Annotated in this window: 13 protein-coding genes; 4 read left to right on the forward strand and 9 right to left on the reverse strand. The window is 68.6% G+C overall.

Annotated features, from left to right (window positions below; all coding sequences use genetic code 11):
- Positions 1–65 precede the first annotated feature (65 nt).
- The 3 genes from Ssi02_RS25670 to Ssi02_RS25680 all read left to right on the forward strand — a co-directional run bounded on the left by Ssi02_RS25670 (position 66) and on the right by Ssi02_RS25680 (position 6,571).
- Positions 66–3,587, forward strand: a complete 3,522-nt coding sequence (locus tag Ssi02_RS25670; protein ID WP_204030096.1) for a carboxypeptidase regulatory-like domain-containing protein — start codon at positions 66–68, stop codon at positions 3,585–3,587.
- Positions 3,588–3,692: 105 nt separating this feature from the next.
- Entirely contained in the window at positions 3,693–4,766 is a 1,074-nt protein-coding gene (locus Ssi02_RS25675; protein ID WP_204030175.1) for an AAA family ATPase, read from the forward strand.
- A 5-nt stretch (positions 4,767–4,771) separates the two neighbouring features.
- On the forward strand, positions 4,772–6,571 hold the full coding sequence (locus Ssi02_RS25680; protein ID WP_239129671.1) for a vWA domain-containing protein: 1,800 nt from the start codon (positions 4,772–4,774) through the stop codon (positions 6,569–6,571).
- Positions 6,572–6,576: 5 nt separating this feature from the next.
- Here Ssi02_RS25680 and Ssi02_RS25685 read toward each other — a convergent pair whose 3' ends face one another.
- The 3 genes from Ssi02_RS25685 to Ssi02_RS25695 form a co-directional block, all read right to left on the reverse strand.
- On the reverse strand, positions 6,577–6,882 hold the full coding sequence (locus Ssi02_RS25685; RefSeq protein WP_307825786.1) for a YchJ family protein: 306 nt from the start codon (positions 6,880–6,882) through the stop codon (positions 6,577–6,579).
- A 229-nt stretch (positions 6,883–7,111) separates the two neighbouring features.
- The gene (locus tag Ssi02_RS25690; RefSeq protein WP_204030097.1) at positions 7,112–7,306 is read right to left on the reverse strand and encodes a hypothetical protein; all 195 of its coding nucleotides are present in this window, start codon (positions 7,304–7,306) and stop codon (positions 7,112–7,114) included.
- A gap of 405 nt (positions 7,307–7,711) precedes the next feature.
- Positions 7,712–8,860, reverse strand: coding sequence for an AAA family ATPase (locus Ssi02_RS25695; protein WP_204030098.1), 1,149 nt, complete (start codon positions 8,858–8,860; stop codon positions 7,712–7,714).
- Between the two features lie 322 nt (positions 8,861–9,182).
- On the opposite strand from Ssi02_RS25695, the gene Ssi02_RS25700 reads away from it, so the two are divergent.
- Entirely contained in the window at positions 9,183–9,341 is a 159-nt protein-coding gene (locus Ssi02_RS25700) for a hypothetical protein (RefSeq protein ID WP_204030099.1), read from the forward strand.
- Positions 9,342–9,611: 270 nt separating this feature from the next.
- Here Ssi02_RS25700 and Ssi02_RS25705 read toward each other — a convergent pair whose 3' ends face one another.
- The 6 genes from Ssi02_RS25705 to Ssi02_RS25730 all read right to left on the reverse strand — a co-directional run bounded on the left by Ssi02_RS25705 (position 9,612) and on the right by Ssi02_RS25730 (position 13,583).
- On the reverse strand, positions 9,612–10,514 hold the full coding sequence (locus Ssi02_RS25705) for a hypothetical protein (protein WP_204030100.1): 903 nt from the start codon (positions 10,512–10,514) through the stop codon (positions 9,612–9,614).
- A gap of 28 nt (positions 10,515–10,542) precedes the next feature.
- A complete protein-coding gene (locus tag Ssi02_RS25710) occupies positions 10,543–10,998 on the reverse strand; it encodes an anthrone oxygenase family protein (RefSeq protein WP_204030102.1) in 456 nt (151 codons plus the stop codon).
- A gap of 100 nt (positions 10,999–11,098) precedes the next feature.
- Positions 11,099–11,416: an antibiotic biosynthesis monooxygenase family protein gene (locus tag Ssi02_RS25715; protein ID WP_204030103.1), complete on the reverse strand. Its 318-nt coding sequence runs from the start codon at positions 11,414–11,416 to the stop codon at positions 11,099–11,101.
- On the reverse strand, positions 11,413–11,739 hold the full coding sequence (locus Ssi02_RS25720; protein ID WP_204030104.1) for an antibiotic biosynthesis monooxygenase family protein: 327 nt from the start codon (positions 11,737–11,739) through the stop codon (positions 11,413–11,415). The genes Ssi02_RS25715 and Ssi02_RS25720 overlap by 4 nt, the downstream gene beginning before the upstream one ends.
- Positions 11,739–12,491, reverse strand: a complete 753-nt coding sequence (locus tag Ssi02_RS25725; RefSeq protein ID WP_204030105.1) for an SDR family NAD(P)-dependent oxidoreductase — start codon at positions 12,489–12,491, stop codon at positions 11,739–11,741. The genes Ssi02_RS25720 and Ssi02_RS25725 overlap by 1 nt, the downstream gene beginning before the upstream one ends.
- A gap of 21 nt (positions 12,492–12,512) precedes the next feature.
- Entirely contained in the window at positions 12,513–13,583 is a 1,071-nt protein-coding gene (locus Ssi02_RS25730; protein WP_204030106.1) for a methyltransferase, read from the reverse strand.
- Between the last annotated feature and the right edge of the window lie 40 nt (positions 13,584–13,623).

Consider the following 13,623-nt stretch of genomic DNA (forward strand, 5'->3'; position numbering starts at 1 on the left):
CGCGCATGCCGCGGGACGGGGCCCGGATTTCCCGGTGGACATCTCCCCGGTTTGAAGGAGACCGCATGTCTCGTTCGTCCAGGCGTTGGCGGAGGGCTCTGCTCGGCGCCGCCACAGCCCTCGCGTTCCTGCTGCCCCAGAGTGTGGCCCAGGCCGCACCGACCCCCGACAAGGTGGACAAGGCGCTTCTCGCGGAGTTCGCCAAGAAGCCCGCCACTTCCTTCATCGTGCACCTGAAGGAGGGCGCCGACCTCAAGACCGCCGCCACGGCCACGACCAAGGCCGACAAGGGCGCCCGTGTCCTGAAGACCAAGTCCGCTCATGCCGCCAAGAGTCAGGCCGATCTCCGTAGCCTGCTCACCTCACGCAAGGCGGATTTCACTCCCTACTGGATCGCCAACGCGGTCAAGGTGACCGGCGACGCCGGTCTCGCCGCCGAGATCGCCGAACTGCCGCAGGTCGAGCGGGTCAGGCCGGACACGGTCTACACCCTGCCCCCCATAACCTTCACTCCGGAGGCGAAGACACAGCCGACGCCCAACGCGATCGACTGGAACCTCGATCGCATAGGCGCCCGAAGGGTGTGGAGCGAGTTCGGCACCCGCGGTGAGGGCATCGTCGTGGGCTCGATCGACGCCGGTGTGAAGGGGAGCCACTACGGCCTCACCAATCAATACCGCGGGGAAGGGTGGTCTCAGACGGCGAATCCTCACGACTACAACTGGTTCGCCCCTCTGGACGACTGCCATACGCCGTGCGACTACAACAGCTACGGCACCTTCAGCATGGGCATCATGGTCGGCCAGGACAGGTGGCGCGAAGTCGGCGTCGCCCCCGGTGCCAAGTGGATCGCGGCCAAGGCGTGCGGCCCCTACGGCTGCCCGCTGTCCTCGCTGCTCGCCGCCGGGCAGTGGATGCTCGCCCCCACCGACTACAACGGGCAGAACCCCCGCCCCGATCTCGCTCCCGACATCGTCAACAACTCGTGGTCCTGGCGTGACATCGACCCGTACTTCGCCCCGGTGGTCGACGCCTGGGTCGCGGCCGGCATCTTCCCCGTCTTCGCCGGGGGCAGCAAGGGGCCGGCGTGCAACACCGGCGCATCCCCCGGTCTCGGCCCCAACGCCTACGTCGTGGGCGCGTTCGACGAGGCCGGCGCGATCGCTCCCGTTTCCGGGCGGGGTCCCGGCGCGAACGGTGAGACCAAGCCGGACATCGCCGCCCCAGGGGTGAACATCTACTCGGCGATCGACAACCTCGAGGTGGACTACGCCAGGGCCTCCGGCACCTGGACGGCGGCGCCCCACGTCTCGGGCGCCGTGGCGCTCCTGTGGTCGGCCTCCCCGGCCCTGCGGGGCGACGTCGCCGCCACCCGCGCCCTCCTCGACCGCACGGCGGCCGACGTCGACGACGTGAGCTGCGGCGGCACCGCGGCCGAGAACAACGTCTGGGGCGAAGGCCGCCTCGACGCCTACGAGGCCGTCCGCAACGCCCCCGCCGTCCCCACCGGCGGGCTCAAGGGCACCGTCACCTCCGGCGGCACCCCCGTCGCCGGCGCGAGCGTCACCCTCACCGGCCCCCTCGCCAGGAAGGTCTACACCGGGCGGGACGGTGCCTACACCGTGCCGCGCCTGGCGACCGGCACCTACCAGGTCACCATGCGCAAACTCGGGTACGGCGACGCCACCGCCGAGGCCGCCGTGGAAGCCGGCCAGACCGCGGTGCGGGACGTGGCGATGACGGCGCAAGCCGTACACTCCCTCTCCGGCACCGTCACCGCCGGCGGCGAGCCCGCGGCCGGAGTGGAGGTGGCGGTCGGCCACTTCGAGAACGTGATCACCGACGCGACGGGACGCTACCGGCTGACCGTGCCGGGCGGCGACTACAAGCTGACGGCGAAGCCGCAGCCCGGCCGCTGCGTGGGGCCGGCCGACCTGCCGGTCACCGTGAACGCGGACGTGACCAAGGACATCGTGCTGCCCAACCGCACGGACGACTTCGGCCACACTTGCGTGGTCAGGAAGGGCGGCTTCGCCTCGGGCACCGAACGGCACACGTTCCCGGGACTGTCGTCGTCGCTTCCGATCGGCCTGCCGTTCGACTTCCCGTTCTACGGAAAGGTCTACCGCAGCGGATGGATCACCTCCAGGGGTGGCCTGAGTTTCCTGAGCGACGCCGTGCCGCAGTTTCTTCCCGTCCTGCCCGCGCCGGAGCAGCCCAACGCGGGGATCTATCCGTCCTGGGGCATGCAGAGGATGGACCCCAACACCGGGGCCTACACCGCGACGATCGGCACGGCGCCCCACCGCGCCTTCATCATCGAATGGCGTGACGCGCACATGCCCGCCGTGCCAGGGCAGGAGACGTTCTTCTCCTTCTCCATCGCACTGCACGAGAACGGCTCCATCACCTTCGGTTACAAGGGCGACGTGCAGTTCAGCGGCACCACGGCCCTGGAGAACGGTGACGGCACCGACGCCTTCGTCTTCGCCCAAGACCGGCCCGACTCGATAGCCGGCGGTCAGAGCATCACCTTCACCCCGAGCCGGCACGGACTGCTGACCGGCAAGGTCACCGACGCCGCCGACGGCAAACCCCTCGCCGGGGCCACCGTGAAGGCCGGCACCGCCGGGACCTTCACCACCGGCGCCGACGGCACCTTCGTCGGCCAGGTGCCGCCGGGCGACCACCAGGTGACGATCGAGAAGCAGGACTACGGCACGGTCACCCAGAACGTCACCGTCACTACCGGCGCCTGGACCCGCGCCGACGCCACCCTGGTCACCGGCAGTGTGAGCACATCCGTCAGTGAGATCGAGTTCGTGACCCCCGCCGGCTCCGCCAAGAGCCGCAAGGTCACCCTCCGCAACCTCGGTACGGCGGCAGCCACCTTCGCGCTGAAGACCGACCTGGACGCGACCTGGCTGAAGGTGACCCCCGACACCGGCGAACTCGCCCCCGGCGCGGCGGCCACCGTGACCGTCACCGGGGACAGCGCGGGAGTGCCGGAAGGCGAGTTCCGCACCGGGAAACTGCGACTCTGGCTGAACGGCGGCCAGACACCCCGCACGGAGATCCCGGTGACCCTGGCGGTGCCCAAGCACCGGATCGCCGTCGACGTCGGCGGCACCCGCGAGGTCGTCGACTCCCTCGGCGAACGGTGGAGCCCCGACCGGGCCTACACCGCCGGCGGCCACGGCTACATCGGCCCCCGGAGCCGGGTACGGAGCACCACCAGGACCGTCAAGGACACCGACGAGCAGGCCCTGTTCAAGCGGGCACGCGAGTCGATGCTCGAATACCGCTTCGACAACGTGCCGAACGGTGTCTACACCGTCGAACTCGGCTTCGCCGACCTCCGCAACACCCGGCCGGGACGCCGCGTCTTCGACGTCCTCGCCGAGGGCGCTCTCGCCGTTCCGCTCCTCGACCTGGCCCACGAGGTCGGCACCTACACCGCCACCACCCGCGGCTACACGGTGCGGGTGACCGACGGCCAGCTCAACCTGCGCTTCCCCGCCCGCGTCGGCGCCCCCATCGTCAACAGCATCCGGGTCACCGAACGCCCCGACAAGACCACTCCCTAACCGCTCACCGGCCCGCGCACCGCCCCCGGTGCGCGGGCCCTTCCGGCTTCGCCGTACCGCGATATTGAGGTGCCGAGATCTGCCCCCTTCGTCATCCTTGGGGGCATGCAGGCGAACATGACGGTCACCCCGGCGCGGCTTCCCGAGTTGCTCCTGCACGTGGCCGTGGTGCGGCCCGTCTTTCTGTGGGGGGCGCCCGGCATCGGCAAGAGTTCGCTCGTGCGGGACTTCGCCGGCTCGCTGGGACTTGAGTGTGTCACCCTCCTCGGCACCCAACTCGCCCCCGAGGACCTCATCGGGGTGCCGGAGCTCCGCGACGGCCGCAGCAGATTCGCCCCGCCGGAGTCCATCGCCCGCGACGAGCCGTATTGTCTGTTCCTCGACGAGCTCAACGCCTCGTCGCCCGAGGTGCAGAAGGCGTTCTACTCGCTGATTCTGGACCGCAGGATCGGCACCTACGAACTCCCCGAGGGCTCGGTCGTGATCGGGGCCGGTAACCGTGCCACCGACAACGCGCTCGCCCGGCCGATGGCCTCGGCGCTCATCAACCGCCTTGTTCATGTGCACATGCGGGCAAGCGTCGACGACTGGCTGAAATGGGCGGTCGATCATGGCATCCACCCGTGGATCGTCGATTACCTCGTACAGCGGCCCGACCACCTGTGGAGCGCGCCGCCCAAGACCGAGGAGGCGTTCTCCTCGCCGCGTGCCTGGCACATGCTGTCCGACGTCATCACCTCGTACGGCGAGGGCATCGACGACGAGACCCTCGCCATACTGGCGTTCGGCACGCTCACCGCCACCCACGCGTCGGCTTTCCGGGCCTACGTCAAGACCGTGCGCCACGCGTACGACCTCGACGCGGTCATCAAGGGCGACGCGCCCTGGCCGCGCCGGCCTGAGGAGCGCGACCTGCTCTACTTCCTGTCGGAGACCTTCCGGGCGCGGCTCGTGAAGGAGCTTCCCGCCGACAAGCGCGGCGGCGGGAGACACGGGCGGGATCTGGCCTTCCGCGCGAAGGCGCTGCTGGTGGAGCTGGCCGAGATCTCCCTGGAGTGCGCGCAGCTCGTCATCGCAGAGGACGAGCACGGGGCGCCCGTGCTGCCGACGTGGTTCCTCGTCGAGGTCGGCCGCGACCTGCCGCGCCTGGCGGCGGCACGCGCCGGCCACAGGTCGTGAGCGCCGTGAAGAGAAATCAGAAGGCCGATCCGTGGCGGCAGGAGGTGCGCAAGGGCTGGGCGATGGTCTCCACGCACTCGTTGTTCAGGGGGTACGGCACCGCCCTCGAAGCCGCCGGAGACGGCGAGTTGCCGGCTGAGACGTGGGCCGTGGTCGGCGGAGACGGCTACGTCAAACACCACCCGAGCCGCAGGGCGGAGGCCGACGAGTGGGCGTGGGTCTTCGCCCACCTGCTGCTTCACCTCGGCTTCGGGCACGGCGACCCGCGCAACTGCACACCCGCCGACCTCGGCCCCGAGGTGGCGGACGCCTGGACGCGCGGCAACCTGCCGTCCCCGGCCTACCACGCCGCCTGCTGTGTCGCCGTGGAGCGTTTCCTGCGCACCTTGAAGGTGGGCCGGAGTCCCGCGCCGCTGCCTCCTCAGCTGCCCGCCGAGGCCGAGGCCGTGCTCGCCGAGCGCTGGCGCGCGTCCGGCCCGCCCTCGGAGTTCACGCCCCTCGGCCCGCCCGACTTCGTCGTCAGCGCCGAGGAGGTGGTCAAGCACTACAACCATGAGCACTCCTTCGCCCTGGGGGTGGCCAAGACCGCCACGTCGGCGCTGGAGGCCGCGGGCACACCGCGCACCGCCGCCGGCGCGCGCTCCGACGGGCCGTGGGACGTCGCGCTGCGGTGGTTCGTCTCCTCCTACCCCCTGCTCGGCGCTTTGGCGGCAGGGATGACCGTCGTCGCCGACGCCGACCTGGCCCGCTCCTTCGAGATCTCGATCGCCGCGGTCAGCGCCGACGCCGCGGAGATCTACATCAACCCGCTCATCTACCTCAGCACCGATGAGTGGCGTTTCGTGCTCGCTCACGAGATGCTGCACGCCGCTCTGCGGCACGGCGACCGGGTAGGCGGGCGTGAGGCGTACGTGTGGAATGTCGCCTGTGACTATGTGATCAACGGGTGGCTGGTCGAGATGGGGGTGGGGGAGATGCCGGAGGGACTCCTGCACGATCCGTCATTGGCGGGCATGTCGGCCGAAGCGGTCTATGACCAGATCGTCATGGACCTGCGGCGGATGCGGAAGCTCGCCACCCTGCGCGGGCAGGGCCGGGGCGACATGCTCGACCGGCCGGCCCGCGACGTCAAGGGTTATGTCGATCTCGACGACTATTACCGCAACGCGCTCTCGCAAGGACTCGTCTACCACCGTGCCGGTGGGCGCGGCTACGTGCCCGCCGCGCTGGAGGAGGAGATCCGCGCACTCGACCAGCCGCCGCTGCCCTGGGACGCCCGGCTCGCCCGCTGGTTCGACGAGCACGTGCCGGCGGTGGAAAGGCGCCGCTCCTACGCCCGCGCCTCCCGACGCCAGGCCGCCACACCCGATATTCCACGCCCTGGGTGGGTCCGTCCGGAGGAGACGGTACGGCAGGCCACCTTCGGCGTCGTGCTCGACACGTCCGGGTCGATGGACACGAGGACGCTGGGCAAGGCGCTGGGCGCGATCGCCTCCTACGCCGCCGCCAGGGACGTGCCGCGAGCCCGGGTCGTCTTCTGCGACGCGACCGCCTACGACGCGGGCTACCTGCCCGTGGAGGAGATCGCGTCGCGTGTGCGCGTGCGCGGCCGGGGCGGCACGGTGCTGCAACCCGGCGTCGACCTGCTGGAGCGGGCGCGCGACTTTCCGCCGGACGGGCCGATCCTGCTGATCACCGACGGCGAGTGCGACGTGCTGCGCATCAGGCGTGAGCACGCGTTCCTGCTCCCGCAAGGGGGACATCTGCCGTTCCGGGCGAAGGGGCCGGTCTTCGCCATGAAGTGAGCCGGTCAGTTCAGCGTGTCACCGTCGACATAGACCCAGGCGCCCCCGTCCCGGGTGAACCGGCTGCGTTCGTGCATGCTCCCGCGCCGCCCGCGAAAGGCGTAGTGGGCGCGGAAGGTGACGGTGCCCTCGGTGTGAAACGTGCTCCCACCGGTGACCTCTTCGACCTCCAGCGTGACCCACCGCATGCCCCGCTCGAACTCGACCCGCTTGGGGCGCGTGGCAGGGTGCCAGGTGCGCAGGAGATATGCCTCGTCCTGCCTCGCGAACGCCGCGAACCGGGACCGCATCAGCGCCTCGGCCGTCGGCACCGCCTGCCCCCGGTGAAACCGGCCGCAGCACTCGTCATAGACAGCGGAAAGCCCACAAGGACACCCCGCCGCCCCACCCTTCGACCGCCCGGCGCTGTTCACCCCCCGAGGCTATCCGGTTCCCCATGGACACGATCGGCGCCGCCGGTGATCTGCACGATGCCGCGGCATTGAGGCACACACGACATCGCGAACAGCGGCCGGAGGGGCGGCGCGGGCCAGGGAATGGTCACCTTCCGCCTGCGTGCAGCAATTGCTCCACGTCTCGGCAGAACTTTTCGAAGGACGGCGCGGTTTTGCGAGCCTGCTCAAGGTCGAAAAGTCCGGCCAGCGCAGCCTGATCCGCAGTCTCTTTATACGACGTGCCGTCGATCTTCCGTGCGGCGAGCCACGCCTTGGCTCCTCGGATGGCTTCTGGGTTCACTGGTGGTTCCAATGGGTCGGCAAGCCCTCGGCATCCTGATATCGAGGCGGCGGCGGCCAAGAACCGCCTCGAACTCTCGATGTGCGAGCACCACAGAGATCGCCTTGTCGGCGCGGGCCTGGCGTGCGCGCGCCAGAAGTTCGGGCCCGAGTGCTGCAGGACAGTCGTCGTCGGAGTCGGCGAGCACGAGGATGCCTCCCGCACTGATGGCGTGGAGGGCAGCGACCTTCCGCACAGCGTTTTCCACACCGCCGGGGGCGACCAATGTGCCGCGGGGCACACAATGGGGCTCTAGAATTCGGAGGTTCCAGATCTCCGACGCCTGGGCGATCCGTCGAAGCAGCACGGGTAGGGCGCTGACCTCGCCGTAACCCTAGACGACGGATGCGAGCGTGATCTGGAGGCTCATTCGGCGCCCCTGGGCCGAAGCTGGCGGCCTCGCATCAGCTCGCCCAACGTGGCAAGCCTTTCCTCCACGACCTTGCGGCCGGCGTCATCGATGTCACCGATCAACGTGACACCGTTCTCCATCGTCACCACCCGCACCCAGCCAGGGTCGAAGTCATCGTGGTCGAGCAGATCAGGGCTCTGGGTCGTGATGACGACCTGTACCCGTTCACTGGCCTCGGTAAGGGCGTCGAACATCGCTCCGGTCGCGGCGGGATGGAGAGCGGTTTCCGGTTCCTCGATGGCGATGAGTGATGCTTCAGCATCCAACACGGCAGGCTGGAACAGGGCGGCCAGCACTCCAGCGGCGTGCAATGTGCCCTCGGAGATGGCGTCCGGCCCGAAAGGCTCACGCCGTTGTCGCGTGCGCAATTCCACTGTCGAGCGGGTGCCGTAGACCCGTTGGTCCATCCCCTCGACACCGGGCACGATCGCTTTGAGGTAGTCGTCGATACGTGACTTGAACACCGGATGCCGGAAGGCGAGTTCTCCCAGAACAGTGCCGATGTCCTCGCCGGAAGGACCGATTCGCCCCGTTCGTTGGTCGGACTGGAACGCCCTCATCTTTTCAGTGTCCAAGTGATGGAAGAGCATTCCCCGCAAGCCATAAAAAATCTCTGTGAACGAGCCTTGAGCTGCGGCGACCGGCAAGTACAGGCGGTCACGCTCGATTCCGCCGCCGCCGACGATGAGCCCGGCCTGGACGTCGAAGCGTGTTTCCTCCTGGCCCTGGCGGACAACGCATCGTTCAGATTTGACCACGAAGGGGCGGCGTGCGCCGCTGTCGTGGCCAAGCACGAAGCCGTATTCCCCGTGCTTGGCTCCGCCCGGAGTGGAAATCGTGAATTCCAGGTCGATACTGAAATGATCGGTCGGCTCGGGAACCTGGCGGAGGATCTCCGTGAGTCCACCGCGCTGTGTCACGGCAGTGGCGGGTGTCGTTTCCAATGCGTCGGCGACGAAGCGGAGAGCGTCGATGAAATTGCTTTTCCCGGCTCCGTTCGGGCCGAGCAGCACCACTAGAGGTATGAAGGAAACGTCACACGAGGCAATGCTCCTATAATTCGCCACTTTGACACGGCTCAAAAACGGCACCGCCTGTGTCACTGTCGCTCTCCTTGTCGAGGTGTCGATCCGCCGGGTCGGCGCCGGTGCAACGTCGGTTGAATCGTCGGCTGCATGGGCGACTCCGACATCGAGGTGGAACGCCCTCGGTGAGTGACCACTGGGCAACCATACAAGATCAGCAATTTTGATCGGCTTGCAGAGGGCAAGAATCGCAGGTTGCGCGGATGCGCCCGGCACCTATGGACAAAAAATAGCTTGAACGTCAACCGCCTGCTGTTGTGGCCTGCTCCCTGGTCGTCTCCCCGGTGCCGAACTACCTCCTGATCCCCAAATATCGCGATCTTGGTCTGTCCCTTGAGTGTTGCTAGCGTCGTTAGGCGGGTGGTTCGTCGACGAGCCGGAGGATCTCGGCGACGACCAGGTCGGGTTAATCTTGCGGGACCATGTGGCCGGAGTGTTCGGCGAGGACGTGGCGGCCGTGGGGCTGGGCTCGCTGCGGCCGAGTCCGGCCCGGTCGTAGGCGACGACCCGGGTGTGTTCCGCGAGGGCGGGCATCACGAGGCCCCATTCGGTACGGCTCGCGCCGAGTCCGGCTTTCGAGCACGACGACAGGGCTTCCTTCGCCCAGGCTCACGTAGTGCAGTCGGCGCCGGTCGGGCAGGTGCACATAGCCGGGATCGCCGAAAGCACTAGCCATTGAACCGTTCCTCTCGAAGGGGAATGAGGTCATTTCGGATGCTACGTGCTGGCTACGGCTTCGCTTCGACGGGCACGCGAGCTGAAGGCACGTTCACCGGCCCACGCGGACCAGTTTCCAGGTGCCCTCCCAGGCGCTGGGGCGCATCGTGTCGGCGTCGCTGAGGAACGACGCGAGTGCGTATTCACCCGGCGACACTCCCAGGTCGATCTCCACCGTCTCCCCGGGGGACAGGGGCGCGGTGCCCATAGGCCCCCGGATGTACAGGGACTCCGGTCTCTCCCCCCGTTTCAGGGCCTCGTAATAGGCGGCGAGGTCCTGTGCGGTCGTACCGGGCCGGACCGGCACCAGCACCATTTCCTGGGGCTGCGGGGCGCGGTTGACGACGACGATGCGTCCGCCTTTCCTCAGCCGCGGACGGCTGAGGAACCTGCCGGCTCCGTCCCGCTCGTAGATCACCACGGTGTCGCCCTCCCGGTCGTGCTCGCGTCGGCGGGGGCGTCCGGCGACGGTGAGAGTGCGGATTCTGCTGAGGAACTCGGGGTGTGCGGCGTCTTCGAAGTCCAGCAGATAGTGCACCCCGGGGCGCAGCCGGGTGGTGAACGTCATCCGCGAGGTGCCGCTGATGACGGCTCCGCCGTACGCGTGGGCGAGTGTGAAGACGCCGGTGAGGCCCGCCTTGCGCGTGGCGGGGTCGCTGTCGAAGGCCATGCGGATGTGCTCGACGTATCTTTCGATGGTCGTGCCCTCGCGCATGCGCAGCAGGGTCACGTCTCGCAGCCGCCGCACTCCCGACGGCGGGGTGGACGCCCTGAACGTCACGTATCCGGGCCTGGCCTCGGCCGGTCCCTGGAAGGCGATGCCGGATACGTCGTCCACGATGAGATCCACATCGGGTTCCTCGCGACCGGGCGTGCTCGTGGAGGGTGGGGACAGCAGGGCCGCCGCGGCCAGGGTTCCGGTGCCGAGCAGATGGCGACGCGAGAGGAAATGCATATCGGCTCCTACGAGCACATCGGAAAGATCACAGAGAGATAAGGGCCACGGTGCTCACGACGAGAAGCAGGAAGGCCAGTGCCGTACGAAGAAGGTGCCAGTTGCGCCACAGCGTGCGCGGGTCGTCCCAGCCGTCGGGGACGTTGTCGGGATCGACGGCCTTCGCACGGCGGTTGATCGGCACGTTGCACAGGTGTGAGACGCCCTGCACGCCGAGGAGCAGGACCGTCACCACGGCGAAGATCCAGCGGGTGGCGGTGGAGGGCGCGAGGAAGATCAAGGCCGCGGCCGCGAGCGTCGCGGAGTTGACGATGATCGGCATAACGGGGTGGTAGCCCTCTCCCAGCGCCCGGTGTGCCTCGATGTAGCGCCCCGGCGGCATAGTCGCCAGCGCCGGGATGACGCTCACCGCGACGGCGAAGAAGACGCCGGCCACGATTCCGCTTTCAACGGTGATGAGAAGTGCGAGTAGTTCGGTCACCATGGGGATTCCCTGGATGCTGGGCTGCGAACGACGGGGTGGAGCGGCCCTCCTCACCCGGGAGGCCGTCGGGGGCCGGCGGGCCGCTCCGTGGCCGGCTCTGCTAGTACGCGGCCACGACCTGGTAGATCCCGTAGTGCCGACGGCCCCGGTCCCGGTCCTGATATTGCCTGAGGGGGGACGTGGTGCCGCGATGCTGCGGCCCGCGTTCCCAGAGGCGGAAGGCGTCGAGGTCCTGCCACTCGCTCAGCACCAGGAAACTGTCGGGCTCGTCGGCGTCGCGGATCAGTTCGTTGCGCAGCAGGCCGGCGGTGCCCGCCATTTCAGCGCTGATCTCGTGATATGCCTTCTCGATGACCTCGGAGTCGCCGCCGGGGGCCCGATAGTAGATCAGCACCCGGGCGGTGCCGCGATCGCTCATGCCGCTGCCACCGCCTTCTTCACGTGGTGCACGATCCGCATCGTGGTCATGGAGCCGCCGGTGCGGTAGGGGTGGAGTTTCTCGCGGTGCTTGACGTGCTCGTCGCTCCGCTCGAACTCCCGGAACGACGCCTCGTCGGTCCAGTCGCTGACGATGTAGTAGACACCGTCGTCGTCGTGGCTGCGCAGCAGCCACTGGCCGAGGTTCGCCGGGTGGCCGACGATCACATCGCCGACGCCGAGCCAGGTCTTCTCGAACCCCTTCTCCATGCCGCCTTTGATCTGCAGTCTGAGCATGACGCGGAACGGCTGCCTGGCCGCCATCAGATCCCCCCGTCGACGTTGATGGTTTCGCCGTGCACATAGGCGGACAGGTCGCTGGCGAGGAACAGGACGACTCTGGCGATGTCCGCCGGGCGGCCGAACTTCCCCAGCGAGATGAGAGCGCGGTAGCGCTGCTCGTAGACCTTGCGCTCCTCCGGGCTGAACTTCGCCGCCGCCTCGGTCTCGATCAGGCCGGGCGCTATGACGTTGCAGCGGATGCCCCGCGGCCCGAGTTCCTTGGCGAGCGACCGGTTGAGGCCGATGAGGCCGGACTTCGCCGCGGTGTAGTGCGCGCGCTGCGGGATGCCGACGGTCGCGACCCTGGACCCGATCGTGACGACGGAGGAGCCGGAGGACAGGAGGGGAAGGCTCAATTTGACCAGCAGGTAGGCCGCGGTGAGGCTGGTGTTGAGCACGGAATGCCACTCGTCGAGCGTCAGCTCACCGAAAGGCACGTGCGAGATGGTGCCGGCGTTGTGCACCAGCAGGTCGAGCGAGCCGCCGAACTCGCGCCCGCACGCCTCGACGAAGTCCCGCACCTCCGCCTCCACCGAGACGTCGGCCCTGGCGAGCAGGAAAGGGGTGCCGATCTCCTTCAGCTCCGCGGCGAGGTTGTCCACCGCCTCGCCTTCGGTGCGATAGCAGGTGGCGACATGCACGCCGGCTCTGGCCAGGGCGAGCACGATGCCTTTGCCGATGCCCCGGGTGCCCCCGGTGACAATGGCGGTCTTCCCTTGCAGTTCGAGATCCATGTCGTCTCCTTGAGATGGCGTCTACTTGGGCCTGCAGACGAAGGCCACCCACGGGGACCGCTCGGGGGAGGGCGGCTCGCCGTCGAGCTCGAAGCCGCCCGCGTCGATCAGGCGCAGCCAGTCGGCGAGGGCCCGGTCCCTGCCGCCGGTGTGGACCAGCATGTCGAGGCAGAGCAGCTTGCCGTAGTCGAAGGCGTTTAGCCGGCCGTTGAGGAGCTTGTCGAGGATGAACACCCGGGCGCCGGGGCGGTCGCCGATCGCCGCGCGCACCTGCCGCAGGATGGCGACGGCGTCGTCGTCGCGCCACTCGTGCAGCACCGCCTCCAGGATGTAGGCGTCGGCGCCTTCCGGGACGCCGGTGAAGAAGCTGCCGCTGACGACCTCGGTCCGGTCGGCCACGCCGTACTCCGCGAGGAGCGCGACGGCCTCCGCGGCCACGGCGGCGCGGTCGAAGAGGATGCCCTTGGCGGCGGGGGTCCGCTGCAGCACCCGGGCGAGGAAGTGCCCGCGTCCGCCGCCGAGGTCGGCGATCGTGTGGAAGGGGGTGAAGTCGAGGTCTGAGTAGAGGTCCTTCATCAGCTCGCTGCGCTGGACCATCGCCTTCTCGAAGCGCCCGGCCGCGTGGGAGTCGGCGGTCAGGTGCTCGTAGAACGGCCTGCCGTAGACGTGCTCGAAGGAGGGGCGGCCCGTGCGGACCGTGTGGTCGAGGTGGCCGAGCGGCTGCCACAGGAGCTCGTCGCCCTGGAAGAGGATGAGGTCGCGGAGGCTGTCCTCCACGTCGGTGCGCAGTGTGTGCGACACCGTGGTCAACCTGAACTTCTCATCGGGTGTCTCCTCGAACAGGCCGACGGCGGCCGAGGCCCGCAGCACCTGGAGGAGCGCGTCGGGGTCGCTGCCTGTGATCTCGGCGATCTCGGCCGCGCTTCGAGGGCCCTCCCGCAGTGTGTCGGCGACGTTGAGTTTCGCGAGCGTGTAGACCACCTGGGTGATCCGCCCGCCGAAGGTCAGGTAGAGCAGCCTGTCGTGCCCCACCCACTGCTCGTACTTGCGGGTCGGGCCCGCCGCGGCCCATGTGTCGTACGCGGTCGTCATGAGTTCGTTCCTTCCTAGGCACGTTGCATGGTGAGTGTGT

Source organism: Sinosporangium siamense, from assembly GCF_016863435.1.
Lineage (GTDB): Bacteria > Actinomycetota > Actinomycetes > Streptosporangiales > Streptosporangiaceae > Sinosporangium > Sinosporangium siamense.